This window comes from Hydrogenovibrio marinus, assembly GCF_013340845.1.
Classification (GTDB): Bacteria; Pseudomonadota; Gammaproteobacteria; order Thiomicrospirales; family Thiomicrospiraceae; genus Hydrogenovibrio; species Hydrogenovibrio marinus.
The window spans coordinates 762,514-789,183 of the sequence record NZ_AP020335.1; the positions used below are offsets into that span (position 1 = coordinate 762,514).

The window sequence follows — 26,670 nt, forward strand, 5'->3', positions numbered from 1 at the left end:
GGTTTCCCATTTTGTACATAGAAAGTACGCCCACAATTGCTAGGGTCGATAATACAATCAAGAGCATGTAAGGGCGTACTTGTCGCGATGGCTGTTTTTTAGCTGAATGTGCGTTCATTTCTTTCTTCTCTTTTTTATGTCTACGAACTTTATCAAACGATATTTTCTTAATCTAATCAGAGTTATTTATCTTGAGATAAGTGTCAGAGAATAAAACCGGTTTTATCTTTAGACTTTTCGACAGGACTTCTGTATAGTTGCCGCGAAGTGGATCAGGCAATCGCAAGGCATGTTCTTGAGGAAAGTCCGGGCACCATAGAGCAGAATGCCAGTTAACGGCTGGGCGGCGTGAGTCGACGGAAAGTGCAGCAGAGAGTAGACCGCCTTCGGTTTTCCGGGGGTAAGGGTGAAAGGGTGCGGTAAGAGCGCACCGCTCAACTGGTAACAGTTTGAGGCATGGCAAACCCCATTCGGTGCAAGACCAAATAGGAAAATACGTACTTCGGTACAGGGTGTGGCTCGCACCTTATTTTCGGGTAGGTTGCTTGAATGAAGTAGTGATGCTTCATCTAGATGAATGATTGTCGCCAGCAATGGTACAGAACCCGGCTTATCGATCCACTTTTTATTTTTACCATCCTCCTGAAGTTAGCTTAACAGCCCCACGTTTCCTCCACAAAATCAAATTTTTTTAAAAAATCCCCACTTCTCACCACTATTTTTTAAATTAAATTCACAAACACTATATATTGTGCCATTTTTTTTAGATAGCACTATATGTGTGCTTTTCCTCATCTCGGATTAAAAGCTTAATTTCTTCAATCTCTTGTTGTTCTTACCTAATGCATTGCCGCATGTTTATTTTTTAACCTATTGAATTTAAACGTTAAATTTTTTATATAATTTTTCGGTGTTTACACCTTGATGGACGCTAAGTTATTGGTCTGCTTAGCAAAAATCTAGAAAAATCCTATTTGCATGGCTTGACAGTGGTGGTTAAGTTGCATATAGTGGCGTCAAGTGGAGAAATGTGGTGTAAAGTGGAAACATAATGTTGTTTTTCAGAGGCATAAATTCAATCAACATGGATACGAAGGGGCGGCTAGCCATTCCCAAGAAGTATCGTGAGTCGATTGAAGAAGCGAGCGAAAGTCAGTTGGTGGCAACCATTGATTTGAACAGTCCGTGCCTGCTGATCTACACCATGGATGAGTGGGAAGTGATTGAGCGTAAATTGATGTCGCTTCCAAATATGGATCCACAAGCAAGATTGGTTCAGCGCCTATTGCTTGGGCATGCCTCTGAGATGGAGATGGATTCCCAAGGCCGTATTTTGCTTCCAAGCATGTTAAGAGAGCATGCGAAGTTGGACAAGAACGTGATCTTGCTTGGACAAGGAAATAAATTTGAACTCTGGTCACAAGAAGCATGGGATGCATCGAGACCAGATATGTTGGATACCGCTTCGACGGGTCAAGTATCCGATGCGCTTTCAACGTTGAGCTTGTAATGACTGAAACCACAAATACCGAATTCACGCATTATTCGGTGATGTTGAAGGAGTCGGTAGAAGGGTTGGCAATCAAGTCGGATGGTATTTATATCGATTGTACCTTTGGGCGAGGTGGTCACAGTAGAGAGATACTGGGTCATTTATCAAGTGGAAACTTGATGGCGATTGATCAAGATCCAGAAGCAATAGAGTTCGCAAAGCAGCACTTTGCAGAAAGTAATTTCGAAATACAGTACGGCAGTTTTGAGCAGTTGAAAGAGTACTGTGACTCAAGGGGTTGGACTGGAAAGGTTGATGGGGTGCTTATTGATTTGGGTGTTTCGTCACCGCAACTGGATGACGCAAGTCGTGGATTCAGTTTTATGCGTGAAGGCCCTTTGGATATGCGCATGAACCCGGAAAGCGGGTTGTCGGCAAAAGAATGGTTGGCTGAGGTAGATGAAAAAACCTTGGCGCAAGTTTTAAGGCAATATGGTGAAGAAAGATTTTCCGGCCGTATTGCGAGAAATATAAAAGAAGCTGCGCAGGCTGGGCAATTGGAGACCACACTTGATTTGGCTGAGTTGGTCAAAAAGGCGTCTCCAAAAACAGAAAAAAATAAACACCCAGCCACACGTACGTTTCAAGCAATCAGAATTGCAGTGAATCGCGAGTTGGATGTGCTGAAAAACGTGTTGGAAGCCGCGGTACAAGTTTTGGGTTCGGGCGGGCGGCTATCCATTATCAGTTTTCACTCGCTGGAAGACAGGATTGTGAAGCAGTTTATTCGTGATCAGTCTCAGATGAAGGACTTGTTTCCAGATTCTCCGATACAGTTGGAGGTGGTGGAACCGGTGTTAAAAAAGGTAGGTAAACCTATTTTTCCTTCGGATGAAGAATGTCGTGAAAACCCACGCTCGCGTAGCGCGGTATTGAGAATAGCGCAAAAAATTTAATGCAACTTCAATTATGGGGTTGCGAGGGCAAATTGGACAAAGTTTTTTAACGTGTGTTTATTAAGGGGAGAATCACATGAAGTTTAATCTGCAAGAAACCATTCCAGAAGATGCTGGTATGCCAAAAATCAAGGTCATCGGCCTTGGTGGTGGCGGCGGTAACGCCGTCGATTATATGGTGCGTTCACAAGTAGAAGGTGTGGATTTTATCTGTGCCAATACTGATGTGCAGGCATTGAAAAATTCAAGTGTTGATACTTGTATTCAACTTGGTTTAAACGGTTTAGGTGCTGGCGCTAACCCTGAAAAAGGGATGGAAGCGGCAAAAGAAAACATTGAACAAGTCAAAGAAGCATTAAAAGGTGCGGACATGGTCTTTATTACTGCCGGAATGGGTGGTGGTACTGGAACTGGTTCTGCTCCGGTTGTTGCGCAAGCGGCAAAAGAAATGGGTATTTTGACTGTTGGTGTTGTGAGCAAGCCTTTCGGTTTTGAAAGACGCCAGAAAATTGCAGAAGCCGGTATTGAAAAATTGGCTGAGCATGTTGATTCTCTAATCACAGTTCCAAATGACAAACTGTTAAAAGTATTGGGTAAAGATTTTGTTCTTGCCAAAGCTTTTGATTATGCAAACGAAGTTCTTCACGGTGCGGTTCAAGGAATTTCAGAATTAGTGACTCGTCCTGGAATGATCAATGTTGACTTTGAAGATTTGCGTACAGTGATGACTGAGCGCGGTGTCGCCATGATGGGTGTTGGACACGCGACTGGTGAAGACCGTGCAATCAAAGCAGCTGAAAAAGCTATTGCAAACCCACTGTTGGAAGACATTTCGGTATCGGGTGCAAAAGGTCTGTTGGTAAATATCACTTCTGGTCTAGACTTTACGTTGGGTGAGTTCAACGAAGTTGGTGAGGTGATTGATCAGGTTGCTTCTGAAGATGCTAAGGTCATCATCGGTACGTCAATTGATGAAACAATGACAGATGAAATTCGTGTAACGGTGGTGGCAACGGGTTTGAGCGACATTGTTTCAACTGCACAACGTCCTGAAATGGTTAAGCCTAATCTTCAAGCTGTAGAGGCAAATAAAGCCGAAGAAAAACAGCAAGTCATTGAAGAAGTAGAGAGAAAACCTGAAGTTGTTAGGCCAAAAATGGTGGTAAACGGTGGTGTAACCGCGAGTGTGGAATCTAATTCTAACTACCTAGATATTCCAGCGTTTCTACGTCGTCAAGCTGACTAACCCTTAGACTGAAAGGGGTCCTTTCGGTCGATGAGTCCAGCAGCATGATGATGCAATCTCTCCCCAGTTCAAGTCAGCTAAAGCTTTTTAGCTGGCCAAGAACTATTGCACTCCTGCTGTTGGGCTTTATTTGTTTTCTTTTAATTCTTATCGTACAAGTCCAACATCAAGTAAGACATCTTGAAACACATTATGCAAAAGCGCTTCAAAAGGAAGTGGATTTGCATCAAGAGTTTGGCAAACTTACCCTTGAGTTGCACCATTTGACCGCTCTAGCAAGAGTGGAAGAAATTGCCGTTACTCAACTTCGCATGACTATCGATAAGACGCCAGAACATAACAATATTCAAACCATATTCCTAAATCCGGTTGTGAAGCCATCAATTCAAAGTGGCACCCTCTCAAAAGGAAAGGGTGATGAATAGCGTTAATCAATATCGACGAGTTCATCGTGATTCTGTTGTTTACGGTTTGATTCTTTTGCTGTTCGGCGCAGTTTTTGCAAAAGCCGTTGATGTCCAAATCATTCAATCTCATTTTTTGCAGGAAGAAGGTAATAAGCGTCAAATACGTGCAATGACGATACCTGCTCCAAGAGGTGAGATATATGATCGAAATGGCAATCTACTGGCACTTAGCACGCCTATTGATTCCATCTGGGTAGACCCTAAAATTCTCAGCTACTATCTAGATCCTGCTCAACAGCAGCAAGCAGCCAATGCAGAAAATCTGTCTGCAAAGGAACTGCAGCAGCAAAAGGCACAAGTCGCAGCGGATGTTAAGCGTTATCACCAAATGTTAAAGCTGCTCGGGTTGGATGAAAAAAATATCACGGCAACCCTTCTTGAGAAAAAAGATAAACGTTTCCTTTATATCAAACGCAGTGTTTTGCCTCCGGTTACCAAAAAAATTGAAGCGCTTGATGTTCCAGGTGTTTTCGTTCAAAACCAATATAAGCGTTACTATCCTGCTGGAGAAATACTGGGTCATGTTGTTGGTTTCACCAATATTGACGATAAAGGGATTTCCGGCATCGAAAAAGCCTATGACAAATGGCTTACTGGTCACCCAGGAAAGAAAGAGGTGATTAAAGACCGTGCTGGAAGAGTTGTAGATTTCGTTAAGGATTTAGTGCCAGCAAAACCCGGTCACGATATTACATTAAGCATTGATAAGGATATTCAGTTCTTCCTTTATCATGCCTTGAAAAAAGCTTACATACGCCATCAGGCGAAATCAGTGCAGTCCGTTATTTTAGATGCAAAGACGGGTGAAATTCTCGGGATGGCCACGATTCCAAGCTTTAACCCGAACAACCGCAGTCAATTGCAGGGTAGTCGTTTAAGAAATCGGGTTGTGACTGATGTGTTTGAGCCTGGCTCGCCAACCAAACCATTCATCATTTCCAGAGCGCTGGATTTAGGATTGATTAATCTTGATACCGTAATTGACACTTCTCCGGGGGCGATGTGGATTCAAGGGCAGCGAATTACGGATACAAGAGATCATGGTAAGTTGACACCGCAGGGCATTATCGAAAAATCGAGTAACATCGGTGCCAGTAAGGTTGCGTTTAAAATGACGCCAGATCAAGAGTGGCAGATGCTAAACAATGTTGGCTTCGGACAGGACTTAGGTATTTTTATGCCAGGGGAGTCTTTGGGGTATATGAAGTCGCCAGTTGAGTGGCAGAAAATAGACCAGGCATCGGCTTCATTCGGTTACGGCTTTAACATCAATTTATTACAACTTGCTCGAGCCTATACGATTTTTGCAAATCACGGTGTGTTGGAACCCGTTTCTTTAATTAAGTTGACGCCAAAACAAGTGGCAGAACGTAGAGCTGCGGCCTCTCAAAATGCGTCCGGTAAAAACTCAAACGAAAAAGATATCAATCTGGATACAAACTACTCAGCGACAGAAGTACACCGTGTGATTTCTGCTAAAAGTGCAGATGAAGTTCTGAAAATGATGCAAACTGTCGTTTCTCCTGACGGTACGGCGCCAAAAGCTAGGATTCCTGGGTATATGGTGGCCGGTAAGACGGGAACGGTTCATAAAACCAAAGCCGGTGGGTATCATCAGAATGAATATTTCTCGGTATTTGTTGGCTTGGTTCCTGCCTCCGATCCAAAATACATTATGGCAACCGTTGTTAATGAACCTAGCAGAGGGGTTTATTATGGTGGTTTAGTTGCCGCACCAATTTTTAAAGAAGTGATGCAAGATGTTCTTAGAATCAAGAACGTGCCACCTGACGAAACGTTGGAAAGTCTAGAAGAACACCGTTTGGTGAAGGAGGAGCGATGAAAAGTTTGCATGAACTGATCGAGTTTTTAGCGGTGGATCTACAGCAGCAGAAAATGGCGGCTGGCGAGTCATTGGTGTTGATGCGCCAGTTAACACATTTGTATACCAGCTCTTCTGAAATTACCGAAAACAGTGTGTTTGTCGCATTGCCGGGCAGTCGATGCCATGGCATCGAGTATATGGATCAAGCGATAGACCAAGGCGCCGCTTGTATTTTGACTGACCAGTTACCGGAGCATGTTGAAAGTACGGATGTTCCTGTTTTTTTAGTGAATGATTTGGTGGGGCAATTGGCTGGTTTGGCGGATTGGTTCTATCAAAGACCTAGTCAACAAGTGAAAATTATTGGCGTAACAGGTACAAATGGAAAGACTTCCACTGCACATTACATTGCTCAGCTTTTAGGTCAGCAGTATTCCGTGGGTGTCTTGGGAACCTTGGGCAATGGCATCCTAGGGCAGTTAATTCCGACAGCTAATACCACTTTGGAAGTAGTATCCCTTAATCGAAAGCTTGAAGAATTTGCCAGGTTGGGGGTTGAGTATGTGGTGATGGAAGTTTCCTCTCATGCCATTGCCTTAGGTAGAATCCAAAACATACGTTTTGAAGGCTTGGCATTGACCCAAGTGACTAGAGATCACCTGGATTTTCATGAGACTGAAGAGGCTTATCGCGAAACAAAGGCCATGCTCTTCTTGGAGTATCCAGCCAAATTCCGAGTGTTGAACTTAGGAGATTCACTCGGTAAATCCATTATGGAAACACTTGCGCAGAGCGTAGGAGAGGTCGTATTCGGTTACGCATTGAATGATTCATTTTGCGAGTTGGCCAAGTCTGACTTGAAGTCGGAAAGTGATGCGATGTTCTCTTGTGCTTGTTTCAGTGAGCTGCGTTTTGTCCCCACGGGAATGGAGGGAGTAATATTGCTCTCCTTATTTAAGGAAGATGAATCATTAGGGCATTCCGACCTGACATTTAACGCGGATTTGATGGGGGTCTTCAATGCAGAAAACCTATTGTGTGCTGTCACCGTCGCTTACGGGTGTGGGCTACCACTTTCAAAGATTGAGGAAGGTATTCATGTTTTAACGCCTGTGAGTGGGCGTATGGAAAAAGTTCACGAACGCCCATTGATATTGATTGATTATGCGCATACGCCAGACGCTTTGGCATCGGCACTGCACGCTGTGCAACAACACTTTGTGTCTGATGGTGGTGCAGAGCAACCAAAAGGTAAATTGTGGTTGGTTTTTGGTTGTGGTGGCGATAGAGATAAAGGCAAACGTTCATTGATGGGTGAGGTTGCAGAAAAGTTGGCGGGTTATGTCATCATTACAGACGACAACCCACGTAATGAAGCGCCGGAAGATATTGTAGCTGATATCGTCAAGGGGATGTCAAAGGCATCGGCAGCACAAATTATCCATGACAGAGCGCAAGCAATCGAATACGCGATCCGCCATGCTGAGCCATCTGATATTGTGCTGATTGCGGGGAAAGGACATGAGAATTATCAGGAAATCCAAGGACAGCGATTTTTCATGAGTGATGCTGTTTTAGCGGATTTAACCTTGAGAGAAATTGCGCAGGAAGCGGCGAGTGAAACAGGTATGAGAAAAACTGACACAGGGAAAATCGATTTATGAAATGGATGCTTAACGATTTGATTGTGGCAACAGGCGGTGAGTTAAGTACTCAGTCTGCAGACAAAGAGGGTGTCGGCTTCGATTTTGTTTCTACCGATAGTCGTGAGATGTCGACAGGCGGGTTGTATATCGCGGTTAAAGGTGCAAAATTTGATGGCCATGCGTTTGTGTCTCAAGCGGTGACGCAAGGCGCTTCGGTCGTATTGGCATCCGAGCCAGTCGAAACGTCGGTGCCAGTGGTTTTGGTAGCGGATACGCGAATTGCATTAGGGCAGTTTGCCGCTTGGCATCGTAAGCAGATGCCGCTGAAGAAATTGATTGCTGTTACCGGAAGTAATGGGAAAACCACGTGTAAGAACATGATTCAACATTTGCTTTCCAAGCAAGCGAAAGTGTTGGCGACACAAGGGAATCTTAATAATGATTTTGGTGTGCCGAGAACATTGCTGCAGTTAACTGACGAACATGAGTATGCGGTAGTGGAAATGGGCGCAAACCACCACAAAGAAATTGAGTATTTAACCCAGCTTGCAAAGCCTGATATTGCCATAATTACGCTGGCAGCTGGAGCGCACCTAGAAGGTTTTGGCTCTCTGGAAGGGGTTATTCACACCAAAGCTGAAATATTGTCGGGTTTGCAGGATAAAGTCGGTGTGGCAGTATTGAATACGGATTCACCGGGCTTTGATATTTGGCAAGACATGTGCCGCGAGCGAGAACTGTCTGTACTGACGTTTGGCTCCACAGCGATTGCCGATGTACATTATGAGCAGTTTGAACAATCGTCCGATGTGATTGAGTTTGATGTTGTTTCTACCGCGGATAAAGTGATAAACCAAGGCAAGTCGCATGTTGTGGCGCCCATGCTGGGAGAGCACAATGCGATGAACGCCTGCGCCGCGCTGACGGCAGTGATGGCATGCGGTTTCAAGTTGGAAGTCTTGACCCCCAACCTGGCAGATTTTTGTGGGGTTTCAGGACGCCTGCAAAAAGTATCGTTACCCAATGGTATTTTGATTGACGACAGCTATAATGCCAACCCGGATTCCATGAAGGCTGCATTAAGAACACTTGTTGCGCTTCCCGGTAAAGGGTTAGCTTGTTTAGGCGCCATGGCAGAGATAGGGGAAACTTCAGCTTCCGCTCACGCTGAAGTGGCAAGTTATGCGAAGTCATTGGGTGTGTCTTATCTACTGATTTACGGTGAAGCGGCAAAGCCGATGATTGATGCTTTCGGCGAGGGCGCTTTTTGGTTTGAATCTCATCAGGCATTAACGGATAAAGCGATTGAATTGATAGAAAAAGACAGTCTTAATCATTGCCTAGTGAAGGGGTCTCGTTCAAGCAAAATGGAAACCGTTACCCAAGGCATTTCAGAATACTTTAACAATCATTTAAAACCACAGAATACTTAGGATAGGCTTATGTTAATTTATTTAACCGAATTTTTAGCACACTACATCTCCGGTTTCGGTGTTTTTAAATATGTCACCATGCGCACCATCATGAGTGTGCTGACGGCACTGGTACTATCATTTATCATCGGCCCTAAGGTCATCCGTTGGTTGATTCGCTTGAAGGTTGGGCAGAGTGTCCGTTTGGATGGGCCGGAAACTCACCTGGTGAAAACAGGTACCCCAACCATGGGCGGTGTGATGATTCTGTTCTCCGTGACAATTTCGGTTTTGTTATGGGGGGATTTGACTAACCACTACTTATTGATTGTGACACTGACCATGCTAGCATTCGGTGTAATTGGCTTTATCGACGACTATAAAAAAGTCGCCTATAAGGACCCTAATGGCATGCGTTCACGCACCAAATATCTATGGCAATCCATTATCGGGTTGATTGCCGCCTACAGCCTGTTTGCGATGGCACAAGTTCCTACCGAACATGAGTTATTGATTCCTTACATGAAAGATACGTTTATTCACCTCGGCGCCTGGACGGTGGTGCTGTCTTATTTTGTCATTGTCGGAACCTCTAATGCGGTTAACCTGACGGATGGGTTGGATGGTTTGGCGATTATGCCGACGGTAATGGTTTCAGCCGCTTTGGGCGTGTTTGCCTACATGACCGGGCATTTGTACTTTTCGGCTTACCTGACGATTCCGTATATTCCCGGAGTGGAAGAATTGACCATATTCTGTGCAGCATTAGCGGGTGCAGGATTAGGCTTTCTTTGGTTTAACGCACACCCAGCGCAAGTATTTATGGGGGACGTTGGTTCTTTGTCTATCGGTGCCGCGCTAGGGGTAGTTGCCGTTGCCGTGAAGCAAGAGTTGGTTTTATTCATCATGGGCGGGATTTTCGTTGCGGAAACCCTATCGGTGATTTTGCAAGTGGGGTCCTACAAGCTACGTAACGGAAAACGCATTTTCTTGATGGCACCTCTGCATCACCACTTTGAACAAAAAGGCTGGCACGAATCACAAGTTATCGTGCGGTTTTGGATTGTCACCATCTTTTTGGTGTTGATTGGTTTGGCCAGTTTGAAGATTCGTTAAAAAAATAAACAAGAACAAAAGAATAAGAAGAAAGGGAACAGCCGTGCATCTTGTCGTGGGTTTGGGGATTACCGGAAAAAGTGTTTTACACTACTTGTTGTCGCAAGGCGTAGACTGTCTTGCTTTTGATACCAGAGAGGGTTTTGACCTGACTGTTTTGCAGACTGAGTTCCCTTCAGTGCAATTTGCCAGCGGTCAGTTACCTGTAGAGTGGATAAGTCAAGTTTCGGATGTTGTCATCAGTCCTGGGGTTGCTACTTCAGAACCTTGGCTGGATGTATTTCATCAAGCGGGTGTACCGATTATTGGTGATATTGAATTATTCGCTAGAGCAGTAGGTAAGCCTGTTGTGGCAATCACCGGGTCAAATGGTAAAAGTACTGTGACAACCCTAACAGCACAGGTGCTTGCTGAAGCTGGTTATCGTGTCGGCCTGGGGGGGAATATTGGTGTTCCTGCATTGGATTTATTGAGAAGTGGACAGGGTTTTGATGTCTTTGTTTTAGAGCTTTCCAGTTTTCAATTGGAGACAACCTATTCCTTGCAACCAACTTCGGCAACGGTACTAAACGTATCGGAAGATCACATGGATCGCTACAGCGGGTTGGAAGACTATCTTCAAGCCAAAATGACGATTCTTAATAACACGCAATGGAGTATATTGCCGTTTGATCTTGTGGATAGCCCAAGCAGTGAGCAATCTCATGCCTTGCACTTTGGTTTACGCTTGGCAGTAGATGGTCAGCCTGCGCCTTTGACGGACACTCAATATGGTGTGATTGATGATAATGGCGTCCATTGGTTGGGTTATAACCATACGCCATTGTTAAAAATTGAAAGCATGGCACTGAAAGGTGAACATCATCAGTTGAATGCGCTTGCGACGATGGCTTTGTGCAGACCTTTTAAGGTGTCGCCTCAAAACTATGAGCGTGTTTTTTCTGTGTTTACAGGGTTGCCGCATCGAACGCAATTGGTAAAGGAAGTAGATGGTGTTCAATGGATCAACGACTCAAAAGGTACCAATGTTGGGGCAACACAAACAGCCATTAGAAGCTTTGCTAAACAAACTAGAGACTCCGGTGGGCAAGTGATTTTGATTGCAGGTGGGGTCGGTAAGGAAGCAGACTTCTCCCTCATGGCGAAAGATGTTCAAAGCGCCTGTCGTAGCGTCATTTTGTTTGGTAGAGATAAAGACATTATTCGCAACGCTTTAATATCAAAGGTTTCGGAAGCGAAAATGCATCTGGTTGACGATTTAGTTCAAGCGGTTAACCTTGCACGAGAAAAGGCGGAGAAAGGCGATGTGGTTTTATTTTCACCTGCCTGTGCCTCATTTGACCAGTTCGCCAATTATATGGAACGTGGAGACGTTTTTGAAAAACTTGTAAAGCAACTTTTTGAATGACAATCTTCAAGGTAAAAGCGAAATTTTTATGAAGCAAACCGATGAATCTCTTTCTCTCCACCGAGTTCGTGACTGGAGAGAACTAAGCAAGCAATGGCCAATTGATTTTTGGCTGTTAGGCGCATTGCTGGTACTGATGGTCATTGGTTTGACAATGGTTTCCTCCAGTTCTGTTGCCATCAGTGAAAAGCGTTTTGGCAACACGCTACATTATTTCTTACGCCAAGCATTCGCAATGGGGCTTGGTGTCTTTGCTGCCTATATCGTGTTGCATGTTCCTTTGTCATTTTGGGAAAAACATCGCGGTCGAATTTTTATTTTCGGTTTGATATTACTGGTGCTTGTTTTGGGGGTCGGTAGGGAAATCAATGGTTCCAAACGTTGGTTGCCCCTGATAGTCATGAACTTCCAAGTGTCGGAGTTTATGAAATTAGCCGTTGTTATTTTTATGGCGGGTTATCTCAATCGTCATGCAAATGCAGTTAGAGAAAGCTTTGAGGCGGTCATGCGCCTGGCGATACCGTTTGGTGTAATGGCAATTTTGCTGTTGTTGGAACCGGATTTCGGAAGTACCTTTGTTATTGCCGTGGTGATTACCGGCATGTTATTGATTGCCGGCGCACCTTGGCGTTTCTTTGTATTGACCGTATTACCGATGGCCGCCATTTTGGTTACAATGGTCATCACCTCACCTTATCGTATGGCAAGGGTGACTAACTTCCTTGACCCATGGTCTGATCCTTTTGGTAAAGGTTATCAGCTAACCCAAGCGTTGATTGCCAGTGGTCGTGGCGAATGGTTTGGTGCTGGCATCGGTAAATCTGTGCAAAAACTACTGTACTTGCCTGATGCTCACACGGATTTTCTCTTTTCGATTTACGCTGAAGAATTCGGTTTGATTGGAGTCGGTTTCTTGATCTTTCTCTACCTGTGGATTCTATTCCGTTGTTTCCGAATTGGTCGTAAAGCGATTGAAAACGCTAAAGTGTTCGGTGGATTAATCGCTTATGGAGTGGGGATTTGGATTGTGCTTCAAGCGACCATCAACATGGGGGTAAACCTCGGTTTGTTCCCAACCAAAGGGTTAACGTTGCCATTTATGAGTTATGGGGGAAGTAGTGTCTTGCTGCTTTCCATTGCCATCGCCTTAGTGTTCCGGGTTGATTATGAAACTCGTTACTATGAAGCGGAGGAAGCAGAGTGAAGCGAATATTGATCATGGCTGGCGGAACGGGAGGGCATGTTTTTCCCGGTTTGGCATTAGCCGCTAGCTTCAAGCAAAAAGGGATTGAAGTTGCCTGGCTTGGTACCCTAGGTGGTATGGAAAAAGAGTGGGTTGAGAAGGCGCAAATAGATTTTTACCCCATCCGAATCAAAGGTTTGAGAGGAAATGGATTGTTGGGCTGGCTGAAGGCTCCGATAAATGTCTTGAAAGCTTGGATGCAAGCTCGACAAATCATCAAACATGTTCGTCCGGATGTTGTACTTGGAATGGGGGGATTTGTGTGCGGCCCAGGGGGCTTGGCAGCAAGAAGCCTTGGAATTGATTTAGCTTTGCATGAACAAAACGCCATAGTGGGGTTAACAAATCGCTGGTTGGCACCTTTTGCTAAGCATATTATTACCGCCTTTCCACAAAACCAGCTTCAAGGTGATAAGGTTGTGTGCCTAGGGAATCCTGTAAGAGAAGGCTTGGAAGCTATTGCAACCGTCAGTGTGCATCGCCCATTGCATTTGTTGGTCTTAGGCGGGAGCCGCGGCGCATTGGCACTTAACAAAACGGTTCCTCAAGCACTCGCATTAATGCCAGAATCGAAACGTCCCGTTGTGATTCACCAAACAGGTACTAAAACACTTGATGAAGCGCAGCGAGCTTATCAAGTGGCAGGTGTTACCGCCAAAGTTGTGCCATTTATTGATGATATGGTAGAAGCTTACGAGCATGCAGACTTGGTGGTTTGTCGTTCAGGCGCCCTAACAGTGTCGGAGTTGATGGCATCTGCAAGGCCCGCTATTATGATTCCTTTTCCTTTTGCAGTGGATGATCACCAGACTGCTAATGCAGAAGTGTTGGCTGCTATTGGCGGCGGAGAAGTGATTCAGCAAACCGATTTAACGCCGGATAGTTTGGTGGCTCGCCTGCAATTTTGGCAACAGGATGATGTACTAAAAACGGCCTCTGAAAAAATTCGAGCGAAAGCTCCTCAACAAGCAAAAGAACAGATAGTCGAATTATTGATCAATTCGTAATCTGCATTAAGCGATCATCAAACAATCAAGACAAAAGTATTAACTGGAGTGGAGATGTCGATTCAACAAAACAATCCTGTTTTTCCCGACTTAAAAGGCAAGCGGATTTTGATTACCGGTGCATCAAGTGGCATCGGAGCAGGTATGGCAAAAGTGTTAGCTGAAGCGGGTTGTCGTTTGGTGTTGCATTATCATGCCAACCCGGAAGGGCTTTCCAGAACGCTTGATTCCATAAAAGATACTGGTGTTGAAGTGGAAACTGTACAATCTGATTTTAGTCAGTTGTCATCTATCAAGCCATTTTTTGAAAAAGCATGGGCAGCATTTGCCGGGTTGGATGGTTTGGTCAATAATGCGGGGGTTATTACCAAAAGTTTAAGCTTGAAGGATGATGAGGCAGATGCCTACGATTATACGCTGGCAGTCAACCTACAGGCACCATATCGTTTGAGTACCCTGTTTGCTAAATACTGCATTGCAGCTGAGCAATCTGGCGTGATTGTGAATAATTCAAGTATTCATGGGCAAGCGACTTGTGAATGGTTTGCTGCTTATGGCTCTTCTAAAGCTGGGCTGGATGCGTTAACAAAAGTTCATGCTGTGGAGTGGGGGCAATATGGCATTCGTGTCAATTCTTTGGCGCCGGGCGTGGTGCCGGTAGAAAGAACCTTTGACGTGTTGTATCAGCCAGCCATGGAAAAGAAGTGGGTGGGTGCTATCCCTGTCGGGCGTTATGGAACGGTTGAAGACATGGGAATGGCGACGGCATATCTTTTGTCAGACGCGACAAGCTGGATGACAGGAAGCGTTTTAACGCTCGATGGTGGGCTGATTGCTAGGGGAAATTACCCAAAAAGGGACTAGCAATAAAAATTGATTGGCATTTTAATTGCTAGTGCAAAGACGTGTCGAAAAATATTATAAAACGGATGGAGTCATGGTGGATTTTCTTAGCAAGCTAACAGTCAAACGAAAAATGCGTTTTGGTTTTGGCGTGATTTGGGCTGTTCTAGCAATCATCACTATTCAAGCTGCAGTCAACTTATACATCGTTAGGGTGAATGTCCAGAAGGTCGTTGACGTCAAACAACCTGTCGCTTTGAAAGCCAGTGAAATGTCTATGACACTGGAGAAAAGCATGAACTCGTTAAGTATGTTTATGCTGACGAATGATGCTAAAAGTTTAGACGCCTATGAAGGTGGGTTGAAAACAGCGGAAACGCTTTTGGCCGAAGTCCGTAAAAACGTTTCAAATAGCGATTCCAAACAAAATGCTGATTTGAATTCCATCGAAAAATCTTTGAAAGAACTTCCTCCATTAGTGGACGAAGTTAAATTGTTGCAAACCGATCGAAACAAAAAATTTCCGGCGTTTGAGTTCGTCAATAAGAACATGATCGGTCCTGCGCAAAAAATTCAGCAACAAATCAGTTTGATGATTTCGTCAGAATTAGAAGATTTGCAAGCACGCAGAAAACCTGTGTTATCAACCTTATTGGCAATGCAAAAAGATTGGTTGAATATGCAAAGTAGTATCCGTGGTTATGTCGCGTTTAGAACTGATGCTATGGCGGGTGATGCTGAGAACTATTTAAATCAGTTTGAGTCAGGTATTGATAAGTTGTCGCAGCAAAAAGACATCGAATTAACGCTTGAAGAAGAAGACGGTATTGACGCAGTTAAAGCACAGTATGTTGATTATCGTGAAAGTTTTATGAAGCTTAAAGAAATTCATCAAGGCCCTAAATGGCGCATGGACACTTGGTTGATGGAAAATAAAATTCAGCCTGTGTTCAAACAAATCGAAGAGCATTTGAACTCGATTTCTAGTCAAGCAATCAGTGATATGCAAGACACCAGTCAGACGGTTGTTGATAGCACGTTGCGTAATTTGATTTTGCTATTGAGCTTGTCAATTATTGGTCAATTGGTGGGTATGTTGATTTCTCGTAAAGTGACTCAAGCGGTTGTGCATCCAGTCGAGAACTTAGCCACTGCAATGAAAAATATTTCGCAGGGTGAAGGGGATCTGACCAAGCGTTTGACGATTAAAGGTCAGGATGAATTGGCTGACTTGGCTAACTACTTCAACTTGTTCATCAGTCGTATTCAGGAAATGTTGAAAGAAGTTACCGAAACCGTTCATGAGTTGGAGCAAGCTTCAAGTGGTTTGCTAAGGGTTACCCACGAAACGAAAGACGGCGTTGAAGAACAAATGTTGGCCTCGGAGAAACTGAGTAACTCCATGGTTATCATGGATGAGAAGGCGAAAAGTGTTGAAGATCATTCGCACAATACTTCAAGTGCCACTGCACAAGCTGTGTCACGAGTTAAGGAAAGTGGGGAAGTGGTTACCAGTGCTGCGGAGACAATCAAACTGGTATCTAATCGAATGGATGAGATTACCCAAGCCGTTATGCAATTGAATAACGACAGCCAAACCATCAGTACTGTTATTAATGTGATTCGTGAAATTGCAGAACAAACTAACTTGTTGGCCTTGAATGCGGCAATTGAGGCGGCAAGAGCCGGTGAGCATGGACGAGGATTTGCCGTCGTTGCCGATGAAGTGCGTGGCCTGGCGCAAAGAACGCAAGAGTCTACGTTGCAGATTGAAGCGGTTATCGAAAAAATTCGTAAGGCGACAGAAGAAACCGTTACGGTGGTCGAGCAAGGACAAGAGACGACAAAAATCGGTTATGACTCTGTCATGAAGGTGCAGAAAGTACTGAGTCCGGTTATTATTTTAATGGATGACATCAATAACATGAGTAATCAAATGTTGGCATCAGCACAGTCGCAAAACGAGCTTGTGAATGAAGTGAACGGCAATATCAACCAGATTCACAAAGTGACTCGCAACACAGTTGAAGGTGCAGCTAATACGGAAACCTCCGGTAACCAATTGCAGCACTTGGCTGATAAGCTTGAGCAGCTGGTTCACCAATTTAAAATCTAATTTGATTTTTTGATAAAAACTGCCTGCTGGCAGTTTTTTTATGTCTCATAAGAGATATTCATTTTCGCTTGCGCTCCGGTTTTGCTAGACTTACGTTTTATAATTTTTTAGTCGTAGAATATTAACTTCAGTTTTAGCACTTATGTGGACTTATCCCTCAATCGATCCTATCGCTCTGGCCCTGGGGCCATTACAAATTCACTGGTACGGGCTTATGTATTTGGCAGGGTTTCTCTGCTTCTGGTTATATGGTTCCTATCAAGCAAAAAACAATCAATACTGGAATAAAGATTTAGTTGGTGATTTCTTATTCTATGGTGCGTTAGGGGTTATTCTCGGCGGACGTATTGGCTACATTCTTTTCTATGATTTGCCGCACTACATCGACCATCCATTGGATATGTTCAAGCTTTGGATGGGAGGTATGTCTTTCCATGGTGGATTAATGGGGGTTATTTTGGCTATGTTGTGGTTTGCGCGCCATAAAATGAAAGTACCTTTGTTTGCCGTTTCAGACTTTGTCGCTCCGATGGTGCCATTTGGCTTGTTCTTTGGTCGTATTGGCAATTTCATCAATGGCGAATTGTGGGGTAAAGTTGCCGATGCGCATTCCTTCTTCGCTATGAAAGTTTTTGATCCAGCGTTGAATCAGGTGGTTCCCAAGTATCCGACGCAGTTGTTGGAAGCCTTTTTAGAAGGACTGATGTTGTTTATCTTATTGGCACTCTACCAAAAAGGTAATCGACCTATGGGCGCTGTTTCTGGTATGTTTTTAGTGTTGTATGGAATGTTCCGCTTTTTTGTGGAGTTTTTCAGAATGCCGGATCCTCAGTTGGGTTATTTAATGTGGGGTTGGTTGACGATGGGGCAAATATTGTCCTTCCCTATGATTTTGATTGGTTTAGGCTTGATGGCTTGGGCGTATCGCAAATAGAATAAAGAAGCGTAATTCGAGAAAACGATGAAACAGTATTTGGATTTGTTACAACACATTATTGATAACGGCTATGATAAGGGTGATAGAACGGGAACGGGAACACGCTCTGTTTTTGGTTATCAAATGCGGTTTAACCTGCAACAGGGTTTTCCTTTGGTAACCACCAAAAAACTCCATTTGAAATCAATTGTATATGAACTACTGTGGTTTCTGAAAGGTGACACCAATATTGATTATTTAAAAGAGCATGGTGTGCGCATCTGGGATGAATGGGCAACTGAAGATGGTGACTTGGGACCTTTGTATGGTAAGCAATGGGTTGCCTGGGAAAAGCCGGATGGAACGACCATTAACCAGATTCAGGAAGTCATCGACACATTGAAAAAGAATCCGAACAGCCGCCGTATGATCGTGTCTGCTTGGAACCCGGCTGATTTGCCAGATGAATCGATTTCGCCACAGGAAAATGTTAAACAAGGGCGAATGGCCTTGGCGACTTGCCATGCGTTTTTTCAGTTTTATGTCGCTGATGGCAAGCTTTCGTGCCAATTGTATCAGCGAAGCGCGGACACTTTCTTAGGCGTGCCATTTAATATTGCCAGCTATGCTTTGTTGACACATATGATTGCACAACAGACAGATTTGGGTGTTGGGGACTTTGTTTGGACGGGTGGCGATGTACATCTTTACAACAACACTATGGAACAAGCCAAGCTTCAGCTGACCAGAGAACCTTTCCCATTGCCTAAATTGAATATTAAGCGTAATCCTGCATCCATCTTTGACTATGAGTTTGAAGATTTTGAAATCCTAGACTATGAATCTCATCCGCATATTAAGGCCCAGGTATCCGTATGATGGAAGCAGGCATGGATTTTGATTTTTCAAATTGCAATCTGTCGATGATTGCAGCGATGGATTTAAATAGAACCATCGGTATAGATAATCAAATGCCATGGCATTTGCCGGATGATTTAAAGTTTTTTAAGGCTAAGACATTGGGTAAAACGGTTGTGATGGGACGCAAGACTTTCGAGTCATTAGGTAGTAGGCCTTTACCTAAAAGACGTAACTTGGTGATTACACGCAATGCGGATTATCAGGCGGAAGGCGCAGAAGTGTTTACGTCGATTGAGCAGGCATTGCAAAGTTGTCAAGGCGAAGCGGAAATTATCATTATGGGTGGAGGGGAGTTATATAGACAAATGCTTCCCTATGCAAACAAACTCTATGTTACCAGGGTACAAACCACCGTGCCAGGGGATACGGTCTTTCCCGAATGGAAAGATGATGAGTGGCAAGTGGTGGAAAAAGAATGGCATGATAAGGATGAAAAGCATGAATATGCTTTTGATTTTGTGGTGTTACAAAAAAAATAAAAGAAGAGGATGGTTGTGATAAATGAGTATCAAAACAAAATTAATGAGCATCAAAACAAGACTGCTGGTCGGTGTGTTGGGTGCTATTTTCTTTTTATTAATTTCAAATCTAATTGCGCAATATGTTTTTAGACAGGCAACTGACACTACCAGTCAAATAACCAATGCGGCTGATCAAAAGCTAGAGATGCTCAATCAAATTGAGATTCTTTCGGGTTATAGGGCCGCGTATACTCGCGATTTAATCATTTATGATGATAAAAAACTTCTTCAGAATACAAGGGAGAAGTTGAAGGTGACAGCAAGTGATATTGTTGACGCATTCAATACGCTAGATAGGATGCAATTGTCCAGCCAGGAAAAAGACTATTTAGAAAAAATTAGGCAAAGTGTAGTCAGTGCAAATCAGTCATTTGGTAATTTTACTTCGGCCATAGACGAAGGGTTTTCTGATGAAGCCAAACATATTCTGGTTAACGAGTTCAATCCAAAATTTATTGCTTTTTCCAATATTGTTACCAATTTCAAAAGTTACGAGGAGAAGCAGAACACTGAGCTAGCTAATCAACTCGCATCACAGCAAGACTTTGGTAATAAGGCTCTGTGGTCGTTACTTGCGTTGAGTGTAATTATTTTCTCAATAGTTGGTTCGATTTCCGCAAAAATCTTGTTGGCTCCAATTTATGCCATGCGAGATACCATGGCAAAAATTTTGGAAACAGGGGATTTGAGTCATCGTGTTCCTATTTATTCTAAGGATGAAATCGGACAAAGTGCGCAATCCATTAATGAGCTTTTGACGACGATTAATGGTGCCACAAATGATGTTAAGTCGGTTATGACTGAAATTTCTAATGGTACGTTCAAAGAGAAAATTGAGAACGAATACAAGGGTGATTTTGAGTTACTCAAAAAAGGCGTTAATAGTTCGTATGATCAAATTTACAATATGGTTGTTATGTTAAGGGGGACTGCTTCCAATTTGAGAAATGGTTCTTTAGAGTCTATATATAACGAACATGTAGAAATGAAAGGGGATTACGCAGCTGTCATTACAGATATCAAGGTAGCAATGGATGCTATAAGATTCACGGTTGATGATATTTCTCGAACGTTGGATAGTCTTTCAAAAGGTGATTTCTCCAAGCGTGTGGAAGTTGAAGCTATGGGTGAGTTTTCAAAACTCAAGAATGCTATCAACAGTACTATTGACGGTCTTGATCAATTCGTTGGTGAGGTTGTCACCGTTCAAAGCAAGATTAGTGAAGGAGATCTCACAGATTATGTTAGAAAAGATTATTCAGGAAAAATGGCTGCACTAAAGGATAGTCTAAATTTTTCAACTCAAAACATGGCATGCATGATCGCAAAAGTTGGTGCTGTCACTAAACTGGTCTCTGGTGAAGCAAGCACAATCGCAAGTAGCAGTGCCACCGTGTCTGACCGTATTCAAGAGCAGACAATAGCGCTTGAAAAGACTTCCACGCAAATGGAAGAAATGACAAAAATTGTTCAGCAAAACGCTGAGGTGGCTTCCAATGCAAATGCTATGACGCAGCAGGCACAAGTAAAATTGACTTCTGGCGTTGAAATTATGAAGAGTGCTTTGAAGTCGATGGATCAGATGACTGAGGCAAGTAGAAAGATCAATGATATTATTTCTATTATCGACAGCATTGCTTTTCAAACTAATTTGTTGGCCTTAAACGCAGCTGTAGAAGCGGCAAGAGCGGGTGACCACGGTAGAGGCTTTGCAGTTGTTGCAGGTGAAGTCCGTAGTTTGGCTGGGAAGTCATCGGATGCCGCCTCTGAAATTAAAAAGTTAATTGAAAATTCAGTCAATATTAGTGATGAGAGTGGGCGCTATGTCAAACAGACTAGTGATGCATTGATTGAAGTAAATCATTCAATAAAAGAAATGTCAGGCATGATTTCTGAAATTGCTTCTGCAAGTCGTGAACAAGCAGATGGTATAGCTAGAGTTAATGAGTCTATTTTAGAAATGGAGTCTAGCACTCAGCAAAATGCTGGTTTGATAGAGGAATCTGCTTCTGGAAGCCAAGATTTATTCAGTCAATCTGAACAGCTTTTACATATGGTACAGGGTTTTAAAGTAGATGAAACTATGTCGAAAAGAATTGCTAGAAATCAGAGTTCACATATCGCCCAGCATTTTGAAAAGATGATAGAGGCTCATCGGTCTTGGAAAAGTAAAATTCGTGGTTTTATAAATGGTATGGATATTGGTGTTACCTATGAGGTTGCAACTGACCATACTGCCTGTATTTTAGGGAAATGGTACTATGGCGAAGGCCAAAGTTTGATGCATATGCCTTTGATGCAAGAGCTTGGACAAGAGCATATGGAAATGCATCAGGCCATTAAGAAAGTAATGGATGCTAAAGAGATTGGCGACGACAGTCTAGTTGCAGAAGGTTTGACGCAAATCGATAAGCAATCTGAAAAAGTGGTGGCAATTCTAGAGCAGTTGGAAGACGAAGTTTCCTAATTGAGTTTCACCCTAAACGGGCAAATATTGTTTTTACAGTGTTTGCCCGTTTCTATTCTATAGATTCATTCTGAATCAAAGACCCCAACCTGGTAGATTTTAATACAGTCAATAAAGTGGAATGGCTTTTAGAGTGGCTTTCTGATGAAACTTGCCAAGAAAATCAAGCTGGCAACCACTACGATTGATGGTCCGGCTGGCGTGTCCCATTGCATGGAAAACAGTAGTCCAAGCACGATCGATAGCAATGCGAACAGGTAGCTGATGTAGAGCATTTGTTCTGGCGATTTTGACAGCCTGTGTGCTGCAGCTGAAGGAATAATCAATAATGAGGTAATCAACAGAATACCGACAACCTTGATTGCCAGTGCGATCAACAGCGCCAACAAAAGGGTATACATCAGTTGAACCGATTGTGTACAAACCCCTTCAACCTGTGCTAATTCAGCATTCAAGGTAATATTGAGTAGGTCTTGCCAATAACGAAAAAAGTAAAGTACGACAGCGACCAGTAGTGCAGACATCAAGATGATATCTGTCGTGTTTATACTAAGAATGTCGCCGAAGAGATAGCTCATGATGTCAATCTGGATATGATTCTGGAAGCTGAGAATTACTAGCCCCAAAGCCAATGTACTGTGTGCCAGTAGCCCTAGAAGCGTGTCTGAGGATAGAGCAGTTTTTTTCGATAAAAAGAAAATCGATAAGGCAATTACCACAGAAGTCAGCATCACCGCCAGTGTCAGATTAAGCTGCAAGAGTAGCCCTAGGCTAACCCCCAATAATGCCGAGTGTGCCAAGGTTGCGCTGAAATAGGATTGGCGCTGCCACACCATAAAAACACCTAGCGGTGTAGCGATAGACGCGACTAATAAGCCGCCCAATAATGCAAGAACCAGAAACTCAGGTGGGTGCAGTAGAATATCAATCATTTCAATAGCCCATGAGTATGGTCGCAGGTATCGCCGTGGTGGTGTTCGTAAATCGCGATTTCGTCGAATTCCTGGCCGAATAGATTTTTAAAGGCGGGAGACTCGCTGACGATTTGAGGGTGCCCGGAGCAACAGATATGTTCGTTCAAACAGAGCACTTGATGCGTGCTTTTCATGACGATATGCAGGTCATGACTTACCATTAAAATACCGCAATGTAAGGTATCTTTGATTTCATTGATAAGATGGTAAAGTTCGACCTGACCTTGTAGGTCAACACCTTGCACGGGTTCATCCAGCACCAGTAAATCCGGCTTACGGATTAAAGCTCGTGCAAGCAAAACACGCTGCATTTCACCGCCTGATACTTTCTGGATCGGGGTGTTCAGTAGTTTTTCTAGCTTCAGAAGTGACACGGTTTGCATCAGCTCTGTGGTAAAATCCGCTTCCATTTTTTGGGTAGAGAAAAAGTGGGGTTTGCGTAATCCCAGCTTGAGAAAGCGAGCAACGTTCATCGGTAAAGAAGCATCGACTTGAATTTTCTGAGGCATGAATCCGATAGACAGATGAGGTGAACGCCAAATCTTTCCGTGTGTAGGTTGAATCAGGTCAATCAGGATTTTTAGCAGGGTGGATTTCCCTGCACCATTTGGACCGATTAACGTAGTGATCTCATTTCGCTTTATCGTTAGGTCGATATTCTGCAACACACGCTTTTCACCGAAGAAATGGCTGATATTGGTTGCTTGCACCAGAATTTCGTTGGTGTCGATTTGGGAAAGATTAAGGGATGCATTCATAGCGACTATTGTATGTGACACTTTATGCTCTGTGTATCAGATTTTATGAGAATATTACCCGATACCATTAAAAACCCGTTTGAGGATTTTGAGATGAACAAGTTATTGAAGTCTGTACTCTTGCCCCTTGCATTGATGACGATGATGCAAGCTGCCGAAGCAGCGAGAGTTGTCGTGACGATTCCGCCACTGCTATCAGCCATTAAACCTTTGCTGGGTGTGCAAGATAAAGTCACGGTTTTGCTGACCAGAGGGCAATCGCCACACGGCTTTACCATGAAACCCTCTCATGCATTGGCGCTACAACAAGCCGATATTATTGTTACTGTAGGTTCGGGTGTTGATCAATGGGCTCAAAAAGCCATTGAGAACGCAAAGCAAAACCATTCTGTTGAAGTGGTGAGGATGACGGATATCTCTGGCATGACGCTGATAGAAGGTGGTGATGACGATGACGAACATGGTACACATGACCACGCGCTTCATGAAGAAAATCATGATGAAGATGGTGATGCGTTCATGAATATCAATCCTCACCTGTGGTTGGATATTGGAAACATTGAAAAAGTGGTTGAGGCTTTCAGTCAGGCATTGCAGAAAAAGGATGAGAGTCGTGTCGGTGAAATCGCTAGCCAAACACAAGCTTGGCTGGCTAAATTACAAATGACGGATAACGACATCAAGCAACAATTGTCGTCAGTGAAGCAAGTGCCTTACATGGTGTTTCATAATGCGTTTGTCTATTTTGAAAAGCGTTATGATTTGAATAATAAAGGTGCATTACATAATAGTGCCGAGCGTAAAGCGGGTGTAAAACGTCTTGTTGATGTTGATGACATGATTCAGTCAGGTGAAGTGAAATGTGTTTTCCAAGAGCCGCAGTTGTCGAACAAACAATTAACGGGACTCGTTAAAGGTTCCAAGGTTAGGTTGGGTACGTTGGACCCTCTTGGCGATGGTAGTTTGGATACGGCGCAATTTATGGAAAAATTGGCACATCAATATCTGAGTTGTTTGGCCGCCAAATGAGTAATGAAGTTCTGCTACTTGGGTTGCCAGGCTGTGGTCAAAGCCGCTTTGCTGAAGCATTGAGGGTTCACTGTCAAAAGCAACAGGTTCAATCTCCAATATGCATTGAAAGCCTTGAGGTTGGTTCTCAAACGAAAAAGCGGGTTTGGACACTAATTGATATTCGATCCGAATTACACCATGATCAGGCGGAAAACTATTTGTTGGCCTGCCTTGAGCAGAGCTCTGGAGTGGTGTTTGTGTTTGCAGAATCGGCGGATTTAACCACGCAAGCATTCTGGCAGAATTGGTTAAAACGCCAAGGAATTGATTTGCCCGTTTTGCGCTGGTTTTCGCAAACCTTTGCGGAAAATTGGCACTGGCAGTCGTTCGGTGACGAAGTTTTGGTTAATCAAAGTGAATTCCCAAGGTTGTCTTTGCAGAGCATGGAATTTGAGTTAGGTACTATTTATCTAGAGCATCTTTTGTTCGGCTTGGACTCGATCAAGCAGAACTTGGGTGCTGAGATCTGGCGAGTAAAGGCCAGTGTGCAAACTCAAGAGTATGTAAATCCTGTTTCGATAGAAGGCACAATCAACCGTTGGGATACCTACGCCGTCGAGCAGGCTAGTGGAAAGTTGACAGTTCTAGGAGCTTCTCTTGATAAAAGCTTGTTGACCGAGATTGTAGAAGCGAGTGCATTGGTGTAATACGCGGTATTGTTTATGAGGGTAGTTTTTTAATCGAAAACAACCTGAAAACTGGACAATAAAACAATATCCGACTAAAATACTAGGAAATTAAATTAGAAGCTGTAGTACCTATGTCAGAAGCGACTCAATACGAAGAGATAAACGACCTACTAAATAAGAAAACTGGTTACAAAGAAGGCTTTGTAACTCAGACAAGCGTTGAAACCTTTGAGAAAGGAATCAGCGAGGACGTTGTGCGCGCGATTTCGGCGAAAAAGAATGAACCGGAATGGATGCTGGAGTTTCGTTTGAAAGCCTATCGTCATTGGTTGACGATGGAAGAACCTCATTGGGCGAAAGCCAACTACGACCCACTGGATTACCAAGATTACAGTTATTATTCAGCACCAGAATGTTCAGCCTGTGGCGGTGATGCCTGTGCGGCAGATGAAGCTAAAAAGGCTGAAATCGCTGAGATGGATTTGGAAGTCGCTAAAGCCTTTGCCGCGCTCGGCGTGCCGATTGTCGGAAATGAAAACGAAAATACCAATATCGCGGTAGATGCGATTTTCGACTCGGTTTCGGTATCAACGACCAAGCGCGAAGAGTTGGAAAAGTTGGGCATTATCTTTTGTTCGTTCTCCGAAGCGGTTCATGAGCATCCAGAACTGGTTCAAAAGTATTTAGGAACGGTTGTTCCTTATCATGACAACTATTTTGCGGCGTTGAACTCCGCAGTGGCGTCTGATGGTACTTTTGTTTACATTCCGGAAAATGTTCGTTGCCCGATTGATCTATCTACTTACTTCCGTATCAATGAAGCGAAAACAGGTCAGTTTGAACGTACGATTTTAATCGCCGACAAAAACAGCTATGTCAGTTACCTTGAAGGGTGTTCCGCGCCTGTTCGCGATACTTACCAGCTACATGCTGCGGTGGTAGAAGTTATCGTACTGGATGATGCCGAGGTGAAATACTCTACGGTACAAAACTGGTATCCGGGTGACGATGATTGCGAAGGTGGTATTTTGAACTTCGTTACCAAGCGCGGTATCTGTGAAGGTAAAAATTCAAAACTGTCTTGGACGCAAGCGGAAACCGGTTCTGCGATTACTTGGAAATATCCAAGCTGTATCCTGAAAGGCGATAACTCAATTGGCGAGTTCTACTCGGTCGCACTAACCAATCGTCGCCAGCAAGCGGACACTGGAACCAAGATGATTCACATCGGTAAGAACACGCGTAGCACGATTATCTCTAAAGGGCTGTCTGCGGGTAGATCGGATAATACTTACCGTGGTTTGGTGAAGATTTTGCCATCCGCTGAAAACGCGCGTAACTTTACCCAATGTGATTCGATGCTGATTGGTGATCAATGTGGTGCGCACACTTTCCCTTATATTGAAGTGGAAAATGCGACAGCGAAGATGGAACACGAGGCAACGACTTCCCGTATTGGTGAAGACCAGTTGTTCTATTGCCAGCAACGGGGCATCAGTGAGCAAGATGCGATTTCCATGATCGTGAATGGTTATTGTAAAGAGGTGTTTAAAGAGCTGCCGCTTGAGTTCGCACAAGAAGCTGAAGAATTATTAGCAATCAGTTTGGAAGGGTCTGTCGGATAAAAGCATACCGG

At 43.7% G+C, this 26,670-nt stretch carries 22 protein-coding genes and 1 other RNA gene; 21 read left to right on the top strand and 2 right to left on the bottom strand.

What is annotated here, in order from left to right; genetic code table 11:
- Window positions 1–264: 264 nt before the first annotated feature.
- The 18 genes from rnpB (at window position 265) to HVMH_RS03585 (ending at window position 21,602) form a co-directional block, all read left to right on the top strand.
- Window positions 265–629: RNase P RNA component class A (gene rnpB, locus HVMH_RS03500), an RNA gene on the top strand.
- A 422-nt stretch (window positions 630–1,051) separates the two neighbouring features.
- Entirely contained in the window at window positions 1,052–1,510 is a 459-nt protein-coding gene (gene mraZ, locus HVMH_RS03505) for a division/cell wall cluster transcriptional repressor MraZ (protein ID WP_029907942.1), read from the top strand.
- Window positions 1,510–2,448, top strand: coding sequence for a 16S rRNA (cytosine(1402)-N(4))-methyltransferase RsmH (gene rsmH, locus HVMH_RS03510; RefSeq protein WP_029907945.1), 939 nt, complete (start codon window positions 1,510–1,512; stop codon window positions 2,446–2,448). Before mraZ ends, rsmH begins: the two co-directional genes overlap by 1 nt.
- Before the next feature lie 76 nt (window positions 2,449–2,524).
- The gene (gene ftsZ / locus HVMH_RS03515; RefSeq protein ID WP_029907947.1) at window positions 2,525–3,694 is read left to right on the top strand and encodes a cell division protein FtsZ; all 1,170 of its coding nucleotides are present in this window, start codon (window positions 2,525–2,527) and stop codon (window positions 3,692–3,694) included.
- A 44-nt stretch (window positions 3,695–3,738) separates the two neighbouring features.
- Entirely contained in the window at window positions 3,739–4,119 is a 381-nt protein-coding gene (ftsL, locus tag HVMH_RS03520; RefSeq protein WP_029907949.1) for a cell division protein FtsL, read from the top strand.
- Window positions 4,112–6,004, top strand: a complete 1,893-nt coding sequence (locus tag HVMH_RS03525) for a peptidoglycan D,D-transpeptidase FtsI family protein (RefSeq protein ID WP_029907950.1) — start codon at window positions 4,112–4,114, stop codon at window positions 6,002–6,004. Before ftsL ends, HVMH_RS03525 begins: the two co-directional genes overlap by 8 nt.
- Window positions 6,001–7,650 (top strand): UDP-N-acetylmuramoyl-L-alanyl-D-glutamate--2,6-diaminopimelate ligase, encoded by a 1,650-nt coding sequence (locus HVMH_RS03530; protein ID WP_051623184.1) that lies wholly within the window; start codon window positions 6,001–6,003, stop codon window positions 7,648–7,650. Before HVMH_RS03525 ends, HVMH_RS03530 begins: the two co-directional genes overlap by 4 nt.
- Complete coding sequence (locus tag HVMH_RS03535; RefSeq protein ID WP_051623185.1) at window positions 7,647–9,065, top strand: UDP-N-acetylmuramoyl-tripeptide--D-alanyl-D-alanine ligase; 1,419 nt, start codon at window positions 7,647–7,649, stop codon at window positions 9,063–9,065. Before HVMH_RS03530 ends, HVMH_RS03535 begins: the two co-directional genes overlap by 4 nt.
- A 9-nt stretch (window positions 9,066–9,074) precedes the next feature.
- Complete coding sequence (gene mraY, locus HVMH_RS03540; RefSeq protein ID WP_029907969.1) at window positions 9,075–10,160, top strand: phospho-N-acetylmuramoyl-pentapeptide-transferase; 1,086 nt, start codon at window positions 9,075–9,077, stop codon at window positions 10,158–10,160.
- 43 nt (window positions 10,161–10,203) lie between these two features.
- Window positions 10,204–11,568 carry a UDP-N-acetylmuramoyl-L-alanine--D-glutamate ligase gene (gene murD, locus HVMH_RS03545; RefSeq protein WP_029907971.1) on the top strand — a complete coding sequence of 455 codons (1,365 nt, stop codon included), beginning with the start codon at window positions 10,204–10,206 and terminating at the stop codon, window positions 11,566–11,568.
- Window positions 11,569–11,596: 28 nt separating this feature from the next.
- On the top strand, window positions 11,597–12,772 hold the full coding sequence (ftsW, locus tag HVMH_RS03550) for a putative lipid II flippase FtsW (RefSeq protein ID WP_051623276.1): 1,176 nt from the start codon (window positions 11,597–11,599) through the stop codon (window positions 12,770–12,772).
- Window positions 12,769–13,818: an undecaprenyldiphospho-muramoylpentapeptide beta-N-acetylglucosaminyltransferase gene (murG, locus tag HVMH_RS03555; RefSeq protein WP_029907975.1), complete on the top strand. Its 1,050-nt coding sequence runs from the start codon at window positions 12,769–12,771 to the stop codon at window positions 13,816–13,818. Before ftsW ends, murG begins: the two co-directional genes overlap by 4 nt.
- Window positions 13,819–13,872: 54 nt before the next feature.
- Entirely contained in the window at window positions 13,873–14,682 is an 810-nt protein-coding gene (locus tag HVMH_RS03560; RefSeq protein WP_029907977.1) for an SDR family NAD(P)-dependent oxidoreductase, read from the top strand.
- A 73-nt stretch (window positions 14,683–14,755) separates the two neighbouring features.
- On the top strand, window positions 14,756–16,777 hold the full coding sequence (locus tag HVMH_RS03565) for a methyl-accepting chemotaxis protein (protein WP_029907978.1): 2,022 nt from the start codon (window positions 14,756–14,758) through the stop codon (window positions 16,775–16,777).
- A 142-nt stretch (window positions 16,778–16,919) separates the two neighbouring features.
- On the top strand, window positions 16,920–17,711 hold the full coding sequence (gene lgt / locus HVMH_RS03570) for a prolipoprotein diacylglyceryl transferase (RefSeq protein ID WP_029907979.1): 792 nt from the start codon (window positions 16,920–16,922) through the stop codon (window positions 17,709–17,711).
- 27 nt (window positions 17,712–17,738) lie between these two features.
- Window positions 17,739–18,572, top strand: coding sequence for a thymidylate synthase (locus HVMH_RS03575; protein WP_029907980.1), 834 nt, complete (start codon window positions 17,739–17,741; stop codon window positions 18,570–18,572).
- Window positions 18,569–19,093 (top strand): type 3 dihydrofolate reductase, encoded by a 525-nt coding sequence (folA, locus tag HVMH_RS03580; RefSeq protein WP_232087804.1) that lies wholly within the window; start codon window positions 18,569–18,571, stop codon window positions 19,091–19,093. The genes HVMH_RS03575 and folA overlap by 4 nt, the downstream gene beginning before the upstream one ends.
- Before the next feature lie 22 nt (window positions 19,094–19,115).
- On the top strand, window positions 19,116–21,602 hold the full coding sequence (locus HVMH_RS03585) for a methyl-accepting chemotaxis protein (RefSeq protein ID WP_232087805.1): 2,487 nt from the start codon (window positions 19,116–19,118) through the stop codon (window positions 21,600–21,602).
- Between the two features lie 128 nt (window positions 21,603–21,730).
- Here HVMH_RS03585 and HVMH_RS03590 read toward each other — a convergent pair whose 3' ends face one another.
- Both HVMH_RS03590 and HVMH_RS03595 read right to left on the bottom strand, forming a co-directional pair.
- Window positions 21,731–22,534 (bottom strand): iron chelate uptake ABC transporter family permease subunit, encoded by an 804-nt coding sequence (locus HVMH_RS03590; RefSeq protein WP_029907990.1) that lies wholly within the window; start codon window positions 22,532–22,534, stop codon window positions 21,731–21,733.
- Window positions 22,531–23,355 carry an ATP-binding cassette domain-containing protein gene (locus tag HVMH_RS03595; protein WP_232087806.1) on the bottom strand — a complete coding sequence of 275 codons (825 nt, stop codon included), beginning with the start codon at window positions 23,353–23,355 and terminating at the stop codon, window positions 22,531–22,533. Before HVMH_RS03595 ends, HVMH_RS03590 begins: the two co-directional genes overlap by 4 nt.
- A 72-nt stretch (window positions 23,356–23,427) precedes the next feature.
- Here HVMH_RS03595 and HVMH_RS03600 point away from each other — a divergent pair, with 72 nt between their 5' ends.
- The 3 genes from HVMH_RS03600 to sufB all read left to right on the top strand — a co-directional run bounded on the left by HVMH_RS03600 (window position 23,428) and on the right by sufB (window position 26,659).
- Window positions 23,428–24,363 (top strand): zinc ABC transporter substrate-binding protein, encoded by a 936-nt coding sequence (locus HVMH_RS03600; RefSeq protein WP_029907998.1) that lies wholly within the window; start codon window positions 23,428–23,430, stop codon window positions 24,361–24,363.
- Entirely contained in the window at window positions 24,360–25,052 is a 693-nt protein-coding gene (locus HVMH_RS03605; RefSeq protein WP_029908000.1) for a hypothetical protein, read from the top strand. Before HVMH_RS03600 ends, HVMH_RS03605 begins: the two co-directional genes overlap by 4 nt.
- A gap of 113 nt (window positions 25,053–25,165) precedes the next feature.
- Window positions 25,166–26,659 carry a Fe-S cluster assembly protein SufB gene (gene sufB, locus HVMH_RS03610; RefSeq protein ID WP_029908003.1) on the top strand — a complete coding sequence of 498 codons (1,494 nt, stop codon included), beginning with the start codon at window positions 25,166–25,168 and terminating at the stop codon, window positions 26,657–26,659.
- The last annotated feature ends 11 nt before the right edge of the window (window positions 26,660–26,670 follow it).